Source organism: Janthinobacterium sp. SUN211, assembly GCF_030587315.1.
GTDB classification, from domain to species: Bacteria; Pseudomonadota; Gammaproteobacteria; order Burkholderiales; family Burkholderiaceae_D; genus Janthinobacterium; species Janthinobacterium kumbetense.
Map to the genome: position 1 here is coordinate 1,076,001 of NZ_JAPWIC010000001.1, position 19,042 is coordinate 1,095,042.

Annotated in this window: 14 protein-coding genes; 9 read left to right on the forward strand and 5 right to left on the reverse strand. The window is 64.7% G+C overall.

Features of this window, described 5'->3' with window-relative positions; translation table 11 throughout:
* Window positions 1-5 precede the first annotated feature (5 nt).
* Window positions 6-1,688, reverse strand: coding sequence for an isovaleryl-CoA dehydrogenase (locus O3301_RS04685; RefSeq protein ID WP_305055694.1), 1,683 nt, complete (start codon window positions 1,686-1,688; stop codon window positions 6-8).
* Window positions 1,689-2,083: 395 nt separating this feature from the next.
* Here O3301_RS04685 and O3301_RS04690 point away from each other — a divergent pair, with 395 nt between their 5' ends.
* Window positions 2,084-3,823, forward strand: coding sequence for a bifunctional diguanylate cyclase/phosphodiesterase (locus O3301_RS04690; protein WP_099668486.1), 1,740 nt, complete (start codon window positions 2,084-2,086; stop codon window positions 3,821-3,823).
* Entirely contained in the window at window positions 3,820-5,316 is a 1,497-nt protein-coding gene (locus tag O3301_RS04695; RefSeq protein ID WP_251348431.1) for an HDOD domain-containing protein, read from the forward strand. Before O3301_RS04690 ends, O3301_RS04695 begins: the two co-directional genes overlap by 4 nt.
* A gap of 220 nt (window positions 5,317-5,536) precedes the next feature.
* Here the strand turns inward: O3301_RS04695 and aroC are convergent, their stop codons facing one another.
* Complete coding sequence (aroC, locus tag O3301_RS04700) at window positions 5,537-6,631, reverse strand: chorismate synthase (protein WP_305055695.1); 1,095 nt, start codon at window positions 6,629-6,631, stop codon at window positions 5,537-5,539.
* Between the two features lie 422 nt (window positions 6,632-7,053).
* On the opposite strand from aroC, the gene O3301_RS04705 reads away from it, so the two are divergent.
* A complete protein-coding gene (locus O3301_RS04705; RefSeq protein ID WP_289904785.1) occupies window positions 7,054-9,315 on the forward strand; it encodes a bifunctional diguanylate cyclase/phosphodiesterase in 2,262 nt (753 codons plus the stop codon).
* Between the two features lie 69 nt (window positions 9,316-9,384).
* Here the strand turns inward: O3301_RS04705 and O3301_RS04710 are convergent, their stop codons facing one another.
* Complete coding sequence (locus O3301_RS04710; RefSeq protein WP_010398828.1) at window positions 9,385-9,831, reverse strand: CBS domain-containing protein; 447 nt, start codon at window positions 9,829-9,831, stop codon at window positions 9,385-9,387.
* Window positions 9,832-10,055: 224 nt separating this feature from the next.
* Complete coding sequence (locus O3301_RS04715; RefSeq protein ID WP_305055696.1) at window positions 10,056-10,679, reverse strand: 2OG-Fe(II) oxygenase; 624 nt, start codon at window positions 10,677-10,679, stop codon at window positions 10,056-10,058.
* Window positions 10,680-10,963: 284 nt separating this feature from the next.
* On the opposite strand from O3301_RS04715, the gene O3301_RS04720 reads away from it, so the two are divergent.
* From O3301_RS04720 to O3301_RS04735, 4 genes are read left to right on the forward strand one after another with little or no spacing between them, the layout of a single operon-like run.
* Window positions 10,964-12,274: an O-acetylhomoserine aminocarboxypropyltransferase gene (locus O3301_RS04720; RefSeq protein ID WP_305055697.1), complete on the forward strand. Its 1,311-nt coding sequence runs from the start codon at window positions 10,964-10,966 to the stop codon at window positions 12,272-12,274.
* Between the two features lies 1 nt (window position 12,275).
* A complete protein-coding gene (locus O3301_RS04725) occupies window positions 12,276-13,088 on the forward strand; it encodes an alpha/beta fold hydrolase (protein ID WP_305055698.1) in 813 nt (270 codons plus the stop codon).
* Between the two features lie 39 nt (window positions 13,089-13,127).
* The gene (locus tag O3301_RS04730; protein ID WP_305055699.1) at window positions 13,128-14,531 is read left to right on the forward strand and encodes a PoNe immunity protein domain-containing protein; all 1,404 of its coding nucleotides are present in this window, start codon (window positions 13,128-13,130) and stop codon (window positions 14,529-14,531) included.
* Window positions 14,532-14,560: 29 nt separating this feature from the next.
* Window positions 14,561-16,552 carry a WG repeat-containing protein gene (locus O3301_RS04735; RefSeq protein ID WP_305055700.1) on the forward strand — a complete coding sequence of 664 codons (1,992 nt, stop codon included), beginning with the start codon at window positions 14,561-14,563 and terminating at the stop codon, window positions 16,550-16,552.
* A 20-nt stretch (window positions 16,553-16,572) separates the two neighbouring features.
* Here O3301_RS04735 and O3301_RS04740 read toward each other — a convergent pair whose 3' ends face one another.
* Window positions 16,573-17,949 carry a YihY family inner membrane protein gene (locus O3301_RS04740; protein WP_289904780.1) on the reverse strand — a complete coding sequence of 459 codons (1,377 nt, stop codon included), beginning with the start codon at window positions 17,947-17,949 and terminating at the stop codon, window positions 16,573-16,575.
* 67 nt (window positions 17,950-18,016) lie between these two features.
* Between O3301_RS04740 and wrbA the strand changes: the two genes are divergently transcribed.
* Together wrbA and O3301_RS04750 are read left to right on the forward strand one after the other, a co-directional pair.
* Entirely contained in the window at window positions 18,017-18,625 is a 609-nt protein-coding gene (gene wrbA, locus O3301_RS04745) for an NAD(P)H:quinone oxidoreductase (protein ID WP_305053131.1), read from the forward strand.
* Complete coding sequence (locus O3301_RS04750) at window positions 18,625-19,035, forward strand: DUF2069 domain-containing protein (protein WP_289914475.1); 411 nt, start codon at window positions 18,625-18,627, stop codon at window positions 19,033-19,035. Before wrbA ends, O3301_RS04750 begins: the two co-directional genes overlap by 1 nt.
* Window positions 19,036-19,042: the final 7 nt, after the last annotated feature.

Sequence of the window (19,042 nt, forward strand, 5' to 3'; positions counted from 1 at the left end):
CAAACTCAGTACTCGCGCAGCGCGCGCGCCAGGATGGCCGCGCAATCGGTGCCTGCCGGCAAGCGGCCATACGCCCCGCCCGGCGCCTGCACCAGCCGCGACTGCAGGAACGCTTGCGCGACGAACGGCGGCGCATGGCGCAGCAGCAATCCCGCCTGCACGGCCAGCACGATGCGCTCCGCCAATTGCCGCGCGCCGAATTCATCCGTCTGCGGGCCGTCCAGGTCAGCCAGCAGGCGCGCGCGGTAGCCGGTGAAAATGGCATTGTCATCGCCGGCCAGCGCCAGCTCGGCCGCCAGGGCGTCGCGCGCGGCCGGCGATTTGCCGAAGGCGCGCAAGACGTCGAGGCACATGACGTTGCCCGAGCCTTCCCAGATCGAATTGACGGGCAATTCGCGGTACAGGCGCGCCAGCGGCGCCTCTTCCACATAACCGGTGCCGCCCAGCACTTCCATCGCTTCGAAGCCGAAACCGGGACCGCGCTTGCAAATCCAGTACTTGCCGGCCGGCGTGAGCACGCGCGCCAGCATGGCTTGCCCTGCATCATCCTTTTCATCGAAACAGCGGGCCAGGCGCAGCGCAAACGCCGTGGCGGCTTCCGATTCCAGCGCCAGGTCGGCCAGCACGTTTTGCATCAGCGGCTGTTCGGCCAGCGGCTTGCCGAACACGGCCCGCTGGCGCGCATGGTGCAGCGCCTGCGTCAGGGCGGCGCGCATGATGCCGGCGCTGCCCAGCACGCAGTCGAGGCGCGTGTGGCTGGCCATTTCCAGGATGGTGGGGATGCCCCGCCCCGGCTGCCCCACCAGCCAGCCGTAGGCATTCGTGAACTCCACTTCCGACGAGGCATTCGAGCGGTTGCCCAGCTTATCCTTCAGGCGCTGCACGCGGATGGCGTTGCGGCTGCCGTCGGGCAGGTAGCGGGGCAGGAAAAAGCACGACAATCCCCCCTCGTCCGCCTGCGCCAGGATCAGATGTGCGTCGCACTGGGGCGCCGAGAAAAACCACTTGTGGCCGACGATGCGCCAGGCGCCGGCGGCCTCGTCGCCGAACAGCGCCTGCGCCTCGGCCGGCGGCACCTGCGTAGCGCGCGTGGTGTTGCTGCGCACGTCGGAGCCGCCCTGCTTTTCCGTCATGCCCATGCCGACCAGGGCGCCGCGCTTCTGCTCCACGGGCAGGGAGCGGGGATCGTAGTCGCGCGACAGGATTTTCGGCAGCCAGCGCTGCGCGATTTGCGGCAGATCAAGCGCCTGGCGCAAGGCCGGCACCGAGGCATACGTCATCGTCACGGGACATTGCGTGCCGTTTTCCACCTGCCCCACTAATAGATAGGCGGCCGCGCGCGCCACCTGGGCGCCGGGACCGGGCGACGCCCACGGCGAAGCGTGCGCGCCGGCGCCCACGAGGATGGCCATCAGCTCATGCCAGGCCGGATGGAACAGCACCTCGTCGATGCGGCGCCCGGCCCGGTCGAACTGCTGCAGCTCGGGCGTGTGGATATTGGCCAGGCGCGCCAGCGCATAGGTCTCGGCGCGCCCCAGCCTGTCGCCCAGCGCGTCGAGCTCCTGCAACGCCGCGCCGCCGCCCTCGCGCAGCAGCGCTTCTATCAGCGCCGGGTCGCAGGCGAACAGATTGACGTTTTCAAAGGGCGTGGCCTGGTTGAAAACTTCATGCGTGTCAAAGGCATTCATGGAGGTCTCCCGCGATTTGTTATCATGGCGCCCTTGCCGTCGCTGGCGCACCGTCAACACCGTCTGCCAGCCAGACTAGCGCAAAGCGCATGACGGGGCAAGCGCGCCAGTGGAAGCAAGCGCAGATAAATGTTTCCATGTGGAACGAAAATGCCTGCGTGTGTCGCGCGGCATGATTTTTTTCATGGAAGGCAGGAATATTTACAAAACCTGAAGCAATGTTGCTCTATTTCATGTAATCGGGTGCTTTTCAATGATACATTTCGTGTGGATCGCGTTCCGATAGCCGCCTTCCGGCCACTATGGCACGCGTCACGCACGATGCACTCTTTCCGTTGGCGCCCTGCCCTGCAGCGAGCGCCGGCACTGATAACAAAAAGGTAAAAGCCAGCACGATGTTTTCCAGTACCCCATCCGCCGCCCACCGCGAGGCTCGCCACGAGTTGGACAACCTCATGGAAGAGGCAGGCGACGTCGTGTTCCGGCTCGATACGGACGGCCTGATCCTGTTCGCCAGCAAGCGCGCGGCCACCCTGTTTGGCGCACCTGCGGGCCTGTCCGGCCATTTGCTGCTGCCGCTGGCCGCCGAAGCGTCGCGCGCGGCGCTGCAAGCAGCGCTGGAAGACGCCCTGGAAGAACCGGGCCGCCTGGAAGTGCGGCTGCAGACGCCGGACCAGGAAATCTGGTTCGAGCTGCGCCTGTCGTCATATATGAACGCGGCCGGCGTGGCCGAATTGCTGGTGGTCGGGCGCGACACGTCGGCCCAGCACAATACGGAAGAACGGCTGCGCCACATGGCCACGCACGATGCGCTCACGGGCTTGCCGAACCGTTTGCTGCTGTCGGACCGCATCCGCATGGTGATCGCCCAGGCCGCCCGTTCGGGCCAGGGCTTTTCCGTCGCCACGATCGGTCTCGATGGCTTTAAAAAGGTCAACGATGGCCTGGGCCACCCCGTCGGCGACGCCGTGCTGCGCCTGGCGGCGGCGCGCCTGCGCAAGACGCTGCGCGACAGCGACACCCTGGCGCGCGTGGGCGGCGACGAATTCGTCGCCGTGCTGCCCGGCAGCGCCACGGACGCGCAGATCAAGCTGGTGACGGGCCGCCTGCTGGCGACCCTGCAGGCGCCGTTCGAAGTCGATGGCCACACGATCTACGTGGGCGCCTCGGTCGGCGTATCGATCTATCCGCTGCATGCGGAAGATGAAGTGCGCCTGGTGGCGCTGGCCGATGCGGCCATGTCGCGCGCCAAGGAAACGGGCAAGGCCCGCTGCCTGGTCTACAGCCCGCGCCTGAACGGCCCGTCGGAACACGATATTTCGCTGGAAGCGGCCATGTTCCACGCCGTGCGCGAAGGCGAGTTTTTACTCTTCTACCAGCCCATCGTCGATGCGCACACGCGGCAGATCCAGGGATTCGAAACCCTGATGCGCTGGAAGCACCCGACCCTGGGCCTGGTGCCGCCCGTGCGCTTCATTCCGATTGCCGAAGCCAATGGGCTGATCAACCTGCTGGGCGCCTGGGCGCTGAAGGCGGCCTGCGTACAGCTCAAGCAGTTCCAGGAGGTGGCCAAACGACCGCTGTACATCTCCGTCAACATCAGCCCGCGCCAGTTCCGCAACGACAAATTCCTCGACATCCTCGACGACGCCATCGCGTTTTCGGGGCTGTCCGGCGAACACCTGGTGCTGGAAATTACGGAGGGCACCCTGATGATCGACCCCGTGCATGCGGAAACCATCCTCGTCAAGATGACGGAGCGCCGCGCGCGCATCGCCATCGACGATTTCGGCACCGGCTACTCTTCGCTCGCGTATCTGAAGCGCTTCCCCATTTCCGTGCTGAAGATCGACCGCACCTTCATCAAGGACTTGCCCGAATCGAGCAAGGATGCGGCCATCTGCAACACCATTCTCGACCTGGCCAAGCATTTGAACCTGTCCGTGGTGGCAGAAGGCGTGGAAACCGAGGAGCAGATGCACTTCATGGAATCGCGCGGCTGCCAGTATGTGCAAGGCTACCTGACGGGCAAACCGATGCCGGCCCACGCCGCGCTATCGGCCTTGAGCGACAAAACCTATGCGGCGCTGGTGCCTGCGCCGTCTGCCAATGAACCGCGCGGAGGGGTGCAATGAATCCAGGTCATTTCACGGCGCCGACACAGCTCGGCAAAAACACCCTGGACCTGCTGTGGGCGCGCACGCGCCAGCAGGGCGACATGCCCGGCTTCGCGAAGGCCATCAGCGCCATCCTCGGCGCCATGCGCGGCGAGGATGACCACGAATTCGACATCACGCAAACGGTGCTGTCCGACCCCGTCCTCACGCACAAGGTGCTGCGGCTGGCCAACAGCGGCATGTATTCCGCCTTCGGCCAGCGCGTCAACACGGTCTCGAAGGCCGTGCTGGTGCTGGGCATCGACGCCATCGGCCACCTGGCGCTGGGACTGAAACTGATCGAGGAACTGTCGCAGGCGTCGCCCGATTCCGTCAGCGCCCACGTGGAAATGGAAAAGGCCGTGCTGGCCGGGATGGTGGCGCAGCAGGTGGCCACCAGCGCCGGCAGCCTGCAGGCGGAGCAAGCCGTCGTCTGCTCGATGCTGCACACCCTGGGCCGCATGATGGTGACGTTCTACATGACGGACTTCTGGGCGCGCATGCAGGCGCATGCGGGTCCCGGCAACGAGGCGGCCGCCGCGCGCGAAATCCTCGGCCTGTCGCTGCCGGAAGTGGGCTATGCCACGGCCGCCCACTGGGGCTTGCCGCAACACCTGATCAACGGCATGCGGCCGATGGACCCGTCGCCGGACAATGCGCCCGTCAGCGGCGCCGACTGGATGGCGGGCCTGTCGACGATGGCGGCGCGCTGCGCCGACTCGCTGTGGCATGACGATGCGGCCGGCGCGGCGCAGGTGCACGCGCTGATCGACGATTATGCGGGCACCCTGGGCATCACCGCGACGGACCTGGTGGTGGCGGTGGACAAGGCCAAGGCGATGGCGGCGGCAGACCTGTCGATCGCGCCCCTGTCGAAACCGGCGGAACGGCGCGCGCGCCAGCTGGCGTCGACGCGCATGCGCGCCGAAGGCAACCGCGTGCTGATCGGCGGCCTGGCCGACCTGCGCGGCGCCATCGGCAGCGCCAGCCCGGGCCAGATGGTCTCGATGGCGCTCGAAACGCTGCACCAGGGCTTCGATTTTTCGCGCTCGGTGGCGTTCGTGCGCAACCACAGGGATCATCTGTATTCGGCGCGCATCAGCATGGGCGAAGGCATGGCCGACCTGCAGGACCTGATGGTGTTTGGCGACGCATATGAGCCGAACGTCTTCCACGCGGCCCTCAACAGCGACCGCGTGATCTTCATCGACAATGCGCGCGACCCGAAATTTGCCGCCAAGCTGCCGCAATGGTGGAAAGCGACGCTGTCGGAAGCACGCAGCTTCGTCGTGCTGCCCCTGTCGGCCAACGGCCACCCCACGGGATTTTTATACGGCGACTGGGACGACAGCTTCCCGCCGATCCAGTTGAACCAGACGGAGTTCAACCTGATCAACGATATCCGGGCGTTGCTGGTGCAGTCGGTGGAGATGCGCCACCAATTGGAATTGGTGGCGAATAAGGTGGCATGAGAACACCTGACCAAACCTACTGCGCGTCGGCATAGGCGGCCTGCGATGCTCACCGGCTCGGCGCCCCCGTACTTAGTACGGTTGCGCTTCTTAGCCACCTCTCCCTTCCGCTCGCTACGGTTTTGTCAGGTGTCGCAAGTGTCGTTGTTAAACGAGAAAACGACCATCCAGGTCGCAGGTCGGATCAGGGCCGCAGGCCCGTCATCCGACAACATTCAGCTTACTTCAACTTCGGCGTATTCACGCTGACATCGCCGCACTGCGCGCGGTGCATCAGCACGTGGTCGATCAGCACCAGCGCCAGCATGGCTTCGGCGATCGGCGTGGCGCGGATGCCCACGCAGGGGTCGTGGCGGCCGAACGTTTCCACCATCACGGGATTGCCCTCCTTGTCGATCGAGCGGCGCGGCGTGCGGATCGACGAGGTCGGCTTGATGGCGATCGACACGCTGATATCCTGCCCCGTCGAAATGCCGCCCAGGACGCCGCCGGCGTTATTGCCGATAAAACCTTCCGGCGTCAGTTCGTCGCCGTGCTCGGAACCCTTTTGCGCCACCGAATCGAAACCGGCGCCGATTTCCACGCCCTTGACGGCATTGATGCCCATCATGGCGTAGGCGATGTCGGCGTCGAGCTTGTCGTAGATGGGCTGGCCCAGGCCGACCGGCACGTTCTGCGCGATCACGTCGATGCGCGCGCCGATGGAATCGCCGTCGCGGCGCAACTGGTCCATGGCGTCTTCCATGCGCGCGATCAGGTCCGCGTCATCGCTGGCGGCAAAGAACGGGTTCGCATGCACGTGTTCCCACGACTGGAACGGCACGGGAATGTCTCCCAGCTGGCTCATGCAGCCCTTGAACGTGGTGCCGTACTGCTGCAGCAGCCATTTCTTGGCGATCGCCGCCGCGCCCACGACGGGCGCCGTCAGGCGCGCCGACGAGCGTCCGCCGCCGCGCGGATCGCGCACGCCATACTTGTGCCAGTAGGTGTAGTCGGCGTGGCCGGGGCGGAAGCTTTCCGCGATATTGCCGTAATCCTTGCTGCGCTGGTCTTCATTGCGGATCAGCAGGGCAATCGGCGTGCCCGTCGTCACGCCCTGGTACACGCCGGAGAGGATTTCCACCGTATCCGATTCCTGGCGCTGCGTCACATGGCGCGACGTGCCGGGCTTGCGGCGGTCCAGCTCGGGCTGGATATCGGCTTCCGACAGGATCAATCCCGGAGGACAGCCATCGATCACGCAGCCGATGGCCGGGCCATGCGATTCGCCGAAAGTGGTAACAGTAAACAGCTTGCCAAAAGAATTGCCGGACATAGTAGGAAGTGTGAGGACTGGAAAACTCAATTCTACCAGCCTGCGGGGCATGCCATGCCGCTAATGCCCCACCAGGACCGGATATTCCCCCGCCCGTCTCGCCATTTTAAAATCCCGCGTATTTTTTCATGTAAAAAATACCAAATAAGAGTTGCAATCGTGCAATACAAGAAATATTGCTCCACAGAATAGACTTAAAAAAACATTTTGCTTATTAAATAGCTATATACTTGGATCAAAGCGCGCTACACAATACAGGTTACCAAACCGCATTTGGGCTGCGCCGAGAGCACGTCACAAAATGCCCAGGGCTAGGCGCGTTGCCGAAGACAGTACGCAAGTACGGCGAGGCAACGCAACAACGCCATGGGCTTTTTGTGACGTGCTCGTAAAAATATCGAGTCATCCTGGAGAAGCTATACATGCCCGCACCGATCATCCCCCTTGACGCCAACAAGGACGATCACGACGACCTGGTATTCCTCGATGAGCAACCAGCGGCGCCGCTGGCCGTCGCACCGCGCAGCGTCTGGCGGGTGATGATCATCGATGACGATGAAGACGTCCACTCCACCACCACTTTCGCCCTGGGCAACCTGGAAATGCAGCACCGCCCGCTGGAATTCGTGCATGCGTATTCGGCCGGCCAGGCGCGCGAACTGCTCAAGCATGAAGACGACATCGCCGTCATCCTGCTCGACGTGGTGATGGAACAGGATGACGCGGGCCTGCACCTGGTGCGTTATATCCGCGAAACCCTCAAGATGACGGATGTGCGCATCATCCTGCGCACGGGCCAGCCCGGCTATGCGCCGGAAATCGACGCCATCCGCGATTTCGACATCAACGACTACAAGACCAAGTCCGAATTGACGCGCATCAAGCTGTTTACCACGGTGACGGCAGCCATCCGCTCGTACGAGCAGATCCGTTCAATCAGCAGCAGCCGGCGCGGCCTGGACCGCATCGTCCACGCCAGCACGCAGCTGATGGCGCTGCACGGCGTGCAAAACTTCTCGGCCGGCGTACTGGCGCAGATCGCCGACCTGCTGGGCATCCGCGCCGACGGCGTGCTGTGCGTGCAGGACTTGCAGGACAACGGTTCGCGGGAACTGCTCGTCTCGGCCTGCACGGGCAGCTTTTCCAGCTTGCCGCACAGCGCCCTGTGCGGCCTGCAAAACCCGCGCGTGATGGCTGCCGTCGAGCACACGCTGGCGCAGCGGCGCAATGTGTATGCGCACGACTACGCCACCCTGTACTTCGCGGGCAAGGCCAGCCGCGACGCGGCCGCCTACCTGGTGCTGCCGCGCCCCCTGTCCGCCATCGATGAAAGCCTGCTGGAAGTATTCTGCAGCAACGTCGCCGTGGGCCTCGACAACGTCGAACTGGTGTCGCACCTGCACAATGCCGCCTTCTACGACCAGTTGTCGAAGCTGCCCAACCGCACGCGCCTGGTGGAAATCCTCGACGCCACCCTGGCCGGCCCCGCGCGCGACGACGCCACCCTGTCGCTGGTGGACCTCGACCATTTTGCCGAGACCAACGACGCGCTGGGCCACCAGTTCGGCGACATGCTGCTCGTGGCCGTGGCGGGACGCCTGCAGACCCAGCTGGGCCCGCAGCTGACCGTGGCGCGCCTGGGCGGCGACATCTTTTGCGTGCTGGGCGACTCGTCGCAAGTCAATCCGACCAAGATCCTGGCCCTGTTTCAGGCGCCGTTCAGCATCGATGGCCAGGACGTGCAATTGTCCGCCACCCTGGGCCTGGTGCGGCTGGGCGAACATGCGGGCACGGGCGCCGATGCGCTGAAGGATGCCGATATCGCCCTGAAACGGGCGAAAAGCCAGCAGCGCGCCGGGCATTTCTATTTCTCGCGCAGCATGGGCATCGAAATCCGCGAACGGGTGCGCATGATGCACGCGCTGCGCACGGCTTTCAGCCAGGGCCAGCTGTTTGTCGTGTATCAACCGCAGATCGACCTGACCACGCGCCGCCCGGTGGGCGCCGAAGCGCTGCTGCGCTGGCAGACGCCGGACGGCAAGTTCATCTCGCCCGACCGTTTTATTCCCATCGCCGAGTATTCCGGCATCATCATCGACCTGGGCGAATGGGTGCTGCGCACGGCATGCCGCGAACTGGTGCTGCTGCGCGAACAGGGCCACCGCAACTTCGTCATGTCCGTCAACGTGTCGCAAGTGCAATTCCGCCACCCCCTGTTTTTGGAAATGCTGCGCGCCGCGCTGGAAGAAACGCAGGCGCCGCCCGAGTTCATCGAGCTGGAAATCACGGAATCGATGGCCATGGAAGAGCCTGATTTATTGATCAAGATGTTGTGGCAGATCAAGCAAACGGGCGTGAGCATCGCCATCGACGACTTCGGCACGGGTTTCTCCTCGCTGTCGTATTTGCAGCGCCTGCAAGTGGATCGCCTGAAGATCGACCGCGCCTTCGTGACGGAAATCACGGGTTCCGCGCGCGGCAGCAGCATCGCCGAAATGGTCATCCAGCTGGGCCGCAACCTGGGCCTGGCCGTGATCGCGGAAGGCGTGGAAGACGAGCGCCAGGCGCAGATCCTGCAGGCGCTGGGCTGCCCCATGGCGCAAGGTTTCCTGTTCGCCCGCCCCATGACGGCCGCGGCGCTGGGCAGCTGGCTGAACAATGAAGCGCTGCAGGGCGCCGCATAGACGCCACCCTGGATAGACAATGCAAAACGCCGGCAGATGCCGGCGTTGTTTTTACTGCATGAGTGAAGCTTAGTCGGTGGTTTCGGCCGGCCAGTCGCGGATATAGGCCTTGAGCATCTGGTTTTCAAAGCTTTGCGCTTCGAGTACGGCGCGCGCCACGTCGTAGAAAGAAATGACGCCCAGCAAGGTCTTGGCATTCATGACGGGCAGGTAGCGCGCATGCTTTTCCAGCATGATGCGGCGCACTTCATTGACTTCCGTGTCAGGCGTGACGGTAATCGGGTGGTCATCCATGTGCTTGCGCACGGTTCCGCCGCCGATCTGGCCCGCGTTTTCATGCAGCGCGTTCAACACTTCGCGGAAGGTCAGCATGCCGACCAGGTCGCCAAATTCCATGACCACCAGCGAACCGATGTCCTTTTCAGCCATGGTATTGGCCGCGTCAAGCAGGGGCTGGTCAGGCGTGACCGTGTAGAGGATATTGCCCTTGACTTGGAGAATTTCAGATACTTTCATATTGGCCGTCCTGTCCGCGTGATTGGTATTTTAGTTATTCTAGCCCTTACTGCGACTGTAGCCTATGCCTGCGGAAAAATCCAGCCTTGCGCGCAATCAAATCGACGGGGATTGCCGGGCAAGAAAAACGTAGCGAGCGGATGCGCGGCGCGGCCGAGAAGCGCAGCGGTACGCGAGTACCGTGAGCATCGCCGGCCGTGCCCCGCGACGCGCAGTAGTTTTTCTCACGCCCTGCGGCGGAACCAGCCGGCGATCGACAGGCGCTCGCGCGCCGTCGGCAACACTTCGTGCAGCATCTCGCCCGACATGAACATGGCCATGCGGCCCGCTTGCGGCGCGATATCGACGTGCTCGCCGCCCTGCGGGTGCAGGCGCAGCGCGCCGCCGTGCTCCGGCAGCCAGTCATCGTTGAGGTACAGCACGACGGACACCGTGCGCTTGTCGTCGTCGCGGAAACGGTCCAGATGGGCCCGGTAAAAGGCGCCCGGCGCGTACAGGGCGAAGTGGCTTTCGTACTCGTCCAGCCCCAGGAACAGCTCGCGGTTGAGCATGCAGCGCAGCGCTTCCATGTGCTCCAGGTAACGGTCGCAAGCGGTTGAGCGGCCCGTTTCCAGCCATTCGATATGGTCGCCGCGGATGTCCGGCTGCAGCAGCGGCGCATGGCCGCTGCCCACGCCGGCGCCCTTCATCTTGCCGCTGAGCATGGATTGCACGCATTCGGCGGCCAGCTGGCGGCTCAGTTCAGGGGAGATAAAATGCTCTTGCATGAGCCAGCCTGCGTGGCACAGGCCGTCGACGATAGAAGGTCCGGGTACGGCAAGGGCGCCGTCGAACGATATTGCGGGCATAAAATCTTTCCTGGTGGACATGCGATGAGAGTTCGCCTGAAGCCCAGGATTTCGCTGGCACGTAGCAGCCTTCCCTGCGGCGCGGCGCACGCGCACAGGTCAAACAGCCCGAATATCGCTGATCCGGTATCCTACCACCGCAGCACCGCAGCGGTCACTTTTTTTACACTGCAGGTTACACACGCCACCCGCCAGCACGGCGCCATGCGCCCTGCACACGAGCCCTTTTGCTCAGATGCAAATCAGGTTACGATCTTGCCACTATAAAACTTGGCGGAGACACCATGAGCGGCCCGAAATACCCCGGTTTCGACACTTTATCCCTGCATGCGGGCGCAGCGCCCGACCCGGCCACGGGCGCGCGCGCCACGCCCATCCATTTCACGTCCTCGTTTGCCTTCAAGAGTTCGGAACATGCGGCTTCGCTGTTCAATATGGAGCGGGCCGGCCACGTGTACTCGCGCATCTCGAATCCCACCAACGCCGTGCTGGAAGAGCGCATCGCCGCCCTTGAAGGGGGCGTGGCCGGCATCGCCACGGCCAGCGGCCAGGCCGCCATGCACCTGGGTTTATGCACCATCGCGGGTGCCGGATCGCACATCGTCGCCTCGCGCGCCCTGTACGGCGGCTCGCAGAACCTGCTGGCCTACACCTTGAAACGCTTCGGCATAGCCACGACGTTCGTCGACCCGCGCGACGTGGACGCCTGGCGCGCCGCCATCCGCCCGAATACCAAGGTGCTGTTCGCCGAAACCCTGGGCAACCCCGGCCTCGACGTGCTCGACATCCCCCGGATTGCCGCCCTGGCGCACGAGCACCACCTGCCGCTGATGCTCGATTCGACCTTCACCACGCCGTATCTGCTGCGCCCCTTCGAGCATGGCGCCGACCTGGTGTTCCACTCGGCCACCAAGTTCCTGTGCGGCCATGGCACGGCCATCGGCGGCTTGCTCGTCGATGGCGGCACCTTCGACTGGCAGGCCGCCTACGACAAGACGGGGCGTTTCGCCGAACTGTGCGAACCGTATGACGGTTTCCACGGCATGGTCTTCGCCGAGGAATCGACGGTGGCGCCGTTCGCCCTGCGCGCGCGGCGCGAAGGCTTGCGCGATTTCGGCGCGGTCATGAGCCCGCACAATGCCTTCGCCATCCTGCAAGGCGTCGAAACCCTGGGTTTACGCATGGACCGCCACGTGGCCAATACGCGCAAGATCATCGACTTCCTGCTGGCCAATCCGGCCGTGGAATCCGTGTCCTACCCCGAACTGCCGTCGCATCCCGATTACGCACTGGCGAAAACCCTGCTGCCGAAAGGCGCGGGCGGCGTGTTCACCTTCCGCCTGCGCGGCGACCGCGCGGCCGGCCAGCGCTTTGTCGACAGCCTGAAGATCTTTTCGCACCTGGCCAACGTGGGCGACGCCAAGTCGCTCGTCATCCACCCCGCTTCCACCACGCATTTCCGCGTGCCCGACGATCAGCTGGAACAGGCAGGCATCACGCAGGGCACCATGCGTCTATCGGTGGGGCTGGAAGACGCGGACGATTTGATCGAAGACCTGGCCCGTGGCCTGAAACTGTCGCAGAAAGGCGCCTGAGATGCTGTTCACCATCGACAATACCACCGCCTACTGCTACACGGGCGGCAAAGCTTTTGACCCGAATCAACCCACGGCCGTCTTCATCCACGGCGCGCAGAACGACCATTCCGTGTGGGCCCTGCAGACGCGCTACTTTGCCCACCACGGCTGGAACGTGCTGGCCGTCGACTTGCCGGGACACGGCCGCAGCGGGGGCAGGGCCAGGGACAATGTGGCCGACCTGGCGCGCTGGATCCTGGCCGTGCTGGACGCAGCCGGCGCGCCCAAGGCCATGCTGGCCGGCCACAGCATGGGTTCATTGATCGCGCTGGAAGCGGCATTCCTGGCGCCCGGGCGGATCAGCCACCTGGCCATGCTGGGGTCCACCTACCCGATGAAGGTCTCGCCGGCGCTGCTGGAAACGTCGCTGAACGATGAACAGGCGGCCATCGACATGGTCAATATCTGGTCGCACTCGTCGATCGCGCAAAAGCCGTCGTTTCCCGGCCCGGGCTTTTATGCCATGGGCGGCGCGCGGCGCCTGAAGCAGCGCATCGCCGCCCTCAACCCCGATCACGTGTTTCACACGGATTTTTTCGCCTGCAATGCCTACGCGAACGGCGAAATCGCCGCCGCTTCGGTACACTGCCCCACTTTGTTCATTTTCGGCGCGCGCGACATGATGACGCCGCCCAAATCGACCCGCTTGCTGACTTCAAGCATCGCGCATGGCACCGTGGTGCAGGTCGACAGCGGGCACGAATTGATGGCCGAACAACCGGACGCCGTGCTCGACGCGCTGTTTGCGTTTGCGCAAAGCACGCCGGCATGACGCCACGCCACGCACGTGTTTTTTTAGGATAGATGCACCATGTTGTTGAATACCCTGTTTGACGAATTGACAGGCCGCGGCAGCGGCACGGAAGCGGCGCGGCGCGAACGCTATGAATGGCTGGAACAGCTGCGCTGCGCCAACCCGCAGGCGGCCGAAGGCGGCCCCATGGCCGGCATCCCGGGCCACCACTGGTACCGGCTGCCGCAGGCGCTCGGCGTGGCCGGACAAGAATCCGACCTGCTGGTCGGCACCCTGAACGCCCAGTACCTGGTGTTCGCGGGCCGCCACGCGGCGGCTTTCGCGGCCGAACTGGGCCTGCAATACGACGCCAACAACCGCATCGACCGCCCCGGCGGCATCGACGAACTGCTCGACGCCTATGAAGAACAGGCCGACGGCAGCTGGAGCACCGTGGCGGCGGGCCAGCCGGTGCCGCCGCTGGCCGGCTGGGACGACGTGTACTTCCGCGTGCGCGACCTGAGCGACGGCAAGGCCATTCAGAGCGTGACCACCATCGCCTACGAGAGCAGCCGCTTTCCCGGCTACACCCTGCTGGGCACGACCCTGGTGGGCGCGGGCGCCATCGCGCACGACGACGAGACGGCGCAGTATCTGCTGCAAGTCTTCGCCGACTGGGCCATCCAGCGCGATTGCGCCGATGCCTGCCCGCCGGCATCTGCACCCTGGCCCCTTGCACCGCGCCAGGCGCCGCCCGAGACGTACGACACTGCGTTCGATTTTGCCCGCAACCTGGCCTACCTCGACGCCCTGCTGGCTGCCTATGTCCGCGCGCAGGCGCAGGCGCAAGTCGATGGCGGCGACGACGCCTACTGGGCTTGCGCGGCCGCCAGCACGGCTTACCAGGTCTTCTCGCTGCGCTACACGGCAGGCTTGCCCTTGCCTGACGTGGAAACGGCGCTGGAAGCGGCCATCGCCGCCTGCGAAACGGCGCGCGCAGCCCTGGCCGCGGCCTACGCAGACGACGCCTTGCCCGCCTTTGATTTCGAACAATTGACGGATTACGCGCGCACCTTGCAGCTGCTGGGCGCAAGCCTGCTGTTCGGCCGCCACGACCTGGCCACGCGCCTCGCCGCCCTGCAGACGGCCTTCGATGGCGAAGATGGCGTGTACGAAGCGCTGCTATCCGCCATCGATCCGCAGCGTCCCGCCGTCGACGAATGGTATTTCGCCGAACCCTATACGGCCCTGTACGACTGCCTCGACTCGGACGACCGCGCGCAGCAGCTCGAGCACCTGCAACACTACCTGGCCGGCTGGCACGGCGCGCTGGTGCGCGAAGACTGGTTCAACGGCCATTTGCGCGCGCAGGGACTGGGCGGCTACTACGGCCTGTGGGCCTTCGAAGCGGCCGCCGTGGCGCAACGCCTGGGGCTGGAGCGCGGCGCCCTGGCGCACTGGGTCATGCCGCCAGCGCCCTGAATACCCCGTACACTTTTAGATAAATATCAATGATCAATACCGCAGCCCTGTTCAGCACCGCCCTCCTGCCCGGCCAGGCCGGCTTCGACACCGATACGATCACGGGCCTGGCCGAATGGCGGCTCGATACCCCCATGCTGTTCAAGCTGCTCATCGGCGCCGGCACGCAAGCCGTCGCCTGGCCCATCTACGGCGATGGCGAGGACTGCCCCTGCGTGCTGGCCGCGCCGATGGCGCAGGCGCAGGCCAGTTGGCAAGCCTTGTCCGCCCTGATGAACAGGCCGCGCGACGCGGCCGCCATCGTCGCGCGCGCCGCCATCAGCGCCCTGCTGGCGGGGGGCCAGGCGTGGCTGATCCTCGATTGCGTGCAGCTGATCCCGCACGATATCGACACGCCGCAATACGCGGCCGGGCTCGAAGCCCTGCGCGCCGAGGCGCAAGCCCTGCACTCTGCCCTGCAGCGCGGCGACAAGGAAGCGCTGGCGCCCCTGCTGGCCACCGGCGCCGCATCGCCCGCCATTGGCTACTGGTCGGCCACGGCCGATGCGCAGCTGGCCGATGTCGAGGAACTGGATGCGAACGCGCTGCCGTTCCTGCAAGGCCTGGAAGTGCGGGAATGGGTGGAAGACGCGCTGTGCTACGCGGTGGCTGCGGCGGGGCAGCCGGACATTCGGGGCCTCGTCACGCCGTACGGCCGCTGGATCGCGCCGCTGTCGCTGGGCCTCGCTCACCTGGACGCCAGCGACGCGGACGATGGCTGGATCACCTTTGCCACGGCGGACAAGCCCGACGCGCACGGCGTCATGGACCTGAACGGCACGGTGGTGCTGGCGCCCGCGCCCGGCGCCCTGTACGTGATCAGCCCCCACCTGGCACAGCAGATCGCACCGGACGGCGCCAGCCGCTTGCTGCGCCTGCCCGACGGCACGCTGCTCATCGACAGGGTCGACAACATTGGCGAGCGCGAAGACGGCTATATCGACATCGAGCGCCAGACGGGCGATGATGACGAACGCAATGTCTGCGGCGTGCTCGACAAGATGGGCAAGGTCGTGGTGCCGCCCGCCTACAGCTCCGTGCAGGATTTCGGCACCAAGAAAAAGATCGCCATCGTCAGCCAGCGCATCGATGGCCGCTTCCTGTTTGGCCTGGTCGATAGCCAGGGCGAGCTGCTGGCGCCCTGCCAGTACGAAGCCATCGACTGCGCCACCACGTCGTCGCCGCCCAGGCTGCGCAAGAACCTGATCTTCGCCATCGATGCGCAAGGCCTGGCCTGCATGCTGACCCTGGACGGCAAGCAGGCGTTTGTGCCTTTGTACCCGCCCGCCCACCATCTGCGCGGCGTGGCCGTGCAAAGCGACTTTTTATATGTCGTCAAGGATGGCATGGCCTGGAGCATGGATTTCACGGGCCAGCTGCTGGAACAGTTCGACACCGTGGAAAACTTCAAGGCGGCCATCACGGCCCAGTTGAGCGAGGCCATGGGCCTGGGCAGGAAAAAAACCGTCAGGCGCCGCAGCTTTACGCCCGCGCAAATCCTGGCAAAGGCCGACCGCGCGCAGTTGCGCAGCATGGCCGCCCTGTTCTTGCAGGGCGATGCGGACCTGGCCGCGCGCTGCGTGGACATCACGCTCGACGAGCTGGCGGAGGACGACCCGGAAGAAGAATATGAAGGCGACACGCCCGCAGCGGCCTGTTTCTTCCTGCTGTGGTCCACGGCCGCCCACACGCTGGGCCACGGCACCACCCTGGACTGGAAAGCCGTCGATGAAGTGCCGCGCATCGTCCAGCATATCGGCCTGCCCGCGCTGCGCGATTTTTCGTGGGCGGAGCGCGAGGATGGCGACGCGATGGCCGAGGGCCTGGCCGCCATCGCCGCCCACCTGGCGCCGCATCAGCTGCGCCTGATCAACATGCACGGCGGCGAAGACACGTATTATCTGGGTGTGGTGGTGGCGCAGGATGCGGCCGCGTTCAAGGCAGCGGCGCTGCTGGCGGCCCTGCGGCCCGTGGTGTACTAAGACCGCTCAGTTAAGACCGCTCAATTGCATTTGACGGCGCCGAAATGCTGCGCCAAAGTCAGGCCCAGTCCCTGCTCCACGGCGTTTTCCACCTGCGCCGCCAGGGCGGCCGCTTCTTCGGCCGCCTGGATATCGCGTTCATTGGTGGAACCGGCCGGGTAGCCGGAATTCACGCGCATGCCGCCGAAGACGAACAGCCGGTAGACATCGGCCAGGCTGATGCGGTTGACATTGCCCAGCAAGACCCAGTGGTCGGAACTGTCGGCCACGCGCTTGCCCCACTGGACCCGCACGGCGCCCTCCACGTTGACTCGTCCCACCCAGCCCTGCTGCACCATCTTGTCGAGCAGGGTTTCCATTTCCTCGAAGCCCAGGCGCGTGCTGCGGCGGATCTCGGCGGCGCCCACCAGGGCCGAATCGCCGCAGTGGCAAGCCTGGTGCAGCACTTTCAAGATGGCGACGGCGTCGACGAATTCGCTGCCCGGCGCCGCCTCATACCACCAGCGTTCGTATTTCACGACGGGCAAGGCGGCCACCAGCAAGGCGCCCACGAGGGTAATCATCCAGCTCAGGTAAATCCACACGAGGAACAGCGGCAAGGCGGCCAGTGCGCCGTAGATGCGCGAATAGGTGGGAAATTCCTGGATGAATTCGCCAAAACCCCGCTTGGCCACCTCGAACGCCAGCGCCGCCAGCAAACCGCCCCAGGCCGCGTCGCGCCAATCCACGTCGCGGTTCGGCACGGCGATGTACAGCAGGGTAAACGCCAGCATGGTCAGGCCGATCGACACCAGCGTATAAAACACGGCGCCCAGGAAAGGCACGGCGCCCACCACGCCGCTGGTGGCCATGAAGAGGCGCGACGTCACCGTCAGCGACACGCCCACCAGCAGCGGCCCCAGGGTGACGATGGCCCAGTAGACGAGCAGCCGCTTGGTCCAGCGGCGCTCCTGGCGCACGCGCCAGATGCGGTTGAAGACGCGCTCAATCAAACCCATCATGCCCACCGACGTGACGATCAGGGCGCCCGCGCCGATGGCCGACAGGCGCGTGGCCTTCGAGGCGAACGTGGTCAGATAATCGAGGATGGTGTTCGATATGCCCTTGGGCATCACGCTTTGCACGAAATAATCTTCCAGCGCATGGCGGAAGGTATTAAATAGCGGGAAAGTGGTGAAGATGGCCAGGGCCAGGGTCAGCAGCGGCACCAGCGCAAACACGGTGGCGAACGTCAGGCTGCCGGCCACCTGCGGCAGGCTTTCCTCGCGCACGCGGCGGCGCGCGAACTGCAGCAAGTCGCGCGTTTCGGACCAGGTCAGGCCGCGCACGGCGGCCAACCCGATGCTCAGGGCGCGCCACAGGTATTGGAAGAACGGGAATATATATTTTGAAAACATGTGCAAAATCAGAACGGCGCCATGACAGCAGTCGTATCAGGCTGTAAAGCGCCCTATAATACCAATGATGAAGCCAACCAATCTGATTATTCTCGTATTGTTTTATTCACGCCATGGCGCCACGCGCCAGTTGGCCGAGTTGATAGCCCAGGGAGTGGAAAGCGTGCCCGGTTGCGACGCCCGCCTGCGCACCGTGCCCGCCGTCTCGACGGTGACGGAAGCGACGGCGCCGGAAGTGCCGCCCGCTGGCGCCCCCTACGTGGAACTGGAAGACTTGCAGGAGTGCGCGGGCCTGGCCCTGGGTTCGCCCACGCGCTTCGGCAACATGGCCGCCGCCATGAAGTACTTCTGGGACGGCACGGCCAGCGACTGGCTGGCCGGCAGCCTGTCCGGCAAGCCCGCCTGCGTGTTCACGTCCACGGGCAGCCTGCACGGCGGCCAGGAATCGACCCTGCTGTCGATGATGATCCCCCTCTTCCACCACGGCATGCTGGTCATGGGCTTGCCCTACACGCATCCGGAACTGATGACGACGTCCACGGGCGGCTCGCCGTATGGCGCCACGCACTGGTCTGGCATAGACGGCGACAAGGCCCTGAGCGACGATGAAAAGCGCCTGGCCATCGCCCTGGGCCGGCGCCTGGCGGAAAACGCCGCAAAACTGGCGGGCGCGTGATGCACGGCGCACTGCACAAATATTTTCACTGGGGCGCCATCGCCAGCCTCGTCACCCTGATCGTCTGGTGCGTACTGTGGGAAACCATCGTCGCGCCGCTGCAGCCGGGCGGCTCCTGGGTCGTCCTGAAGGCGGCGCCCCTGCTCATACCCCTGTATGGCGTCATCAAGCGCGACGTCTACACCCTGCAATGGTCGTCGATGGTCATCCTGCTGTATTTCACGGAAGGCGTGGTGCGCGGCTACAGCGACACGAACCCCGTCTCGGCCCGGATGGCCTGGGGCGAAGCGGCCATCGTCTGCATCTATTTTGCCTGCGCCGTGCTGTATCTGCGCCCATATAAAAAGGCGGCCAAGCGCATGGCCAGGGAATTGCTGGAAAAAGTGACTAAAGTGAGCATCAAGAAATGAACGACAA

Excerpts from the sequence above, each read along its gene's own strand:
- O3301_RS04685 (WP_305055694.1), bottom strand. The coding sequence starts at position 1,688 with ATGAATGCCTTTGACACGCATGAAGTTTTCAACCAGGCCACGCCCTTT.
- O3301_RS04690 (WP_099668486.1), top strand. The coding sequence starts at position 2,084 with ATGTTTTCCAGTACCCCATCCGCCGCCCACCGCGAGGCTCGCCACGAG.
- O3301_RS04695 (WP_251348431.1), top strand. The coding sequence starts at position 3,820 with ATGAATCCAGGTCATTTCACGGCGCCGACACAGCTCGGCAAAAACACC.
- aroC (WP_305055695.1), bottom strand. The coding sequence starts at position 6,631 with ATGTCCGGCAATTCTTTTGGCAAGCTGTTTACTGTTACCACTTTCGGC.
- O3301_RS04705 (WP_289904785.1), top strand. The coding sequence starts at position 7,054 with ATGCCCGCACCGATCATCCCCCTTGACGCCAACAAGGACGATCACGAC.
- O3301_RS04710 (WP_010398828.1), bottom strand. The coding sequence starts at position 9,831 with ATGAAAGTATCTGAAATTCTCCAAGTCAAGGGCAATATCCTCTACACG.
- O3301_RS04715 (WP_305055696.1), bottom strand. The coding sequence starts at position 10,679 with ATGCCCGCAATATCGTTCGACGGCGCCCTTGCCGTACCCGGACCTTCT.
- O3301_RS04720 (WP_305055697.1), top strand. The coding sequence starts at position 10,964 with ATGAGCGGCCCGAAATACCCCGGTTTCGACACTTTATCCCTGCATGCG.
- O3301_RS04725 (WP_305055698.1), top strand. The coding sequence starts at position 12,276 with ATGCTGTTCACCATCGACAATACCACCGCCTACTGCTACACGGGCGGC.
- O3301_RS04730 (WP_305055699.1), top strand. The coding sequence starts at position 13,128 with ATGTTGTTGAATACCCTGTTTGACGAATTGACAGGCCGCGGCAGCGGC.
- O3301_RS04735 (WP_305055700.1), top strand. The coding sequence starts at position 14,561 with ATGATCAATACCGCAGCCCTGTTCAGCACCGCCCTCCTGCCCGGCCAG.
- O3301_RS04740 (WP_289904780.1), bottom strand. The coding sequence starts at position 17,949 with ATGTTTTCAAAATATATATTCCCGTTCTTCCAATACCTGTGGCGCGCC.
- wrbA (WP_305053131.1), top strand. The coding sequence starts at position 18,017 with ATGAAGCCAACCAATCTGATTATTCTCGTATTGTTTTATTCACGCCAT.
- O3301_RS04750 (WP_289914475.1), top strand. The coding sequence starts at position 18,625 with ATGCACGGCGCACTGCACAAATATTTTCACTGGGGCGCCATCGCCAGC.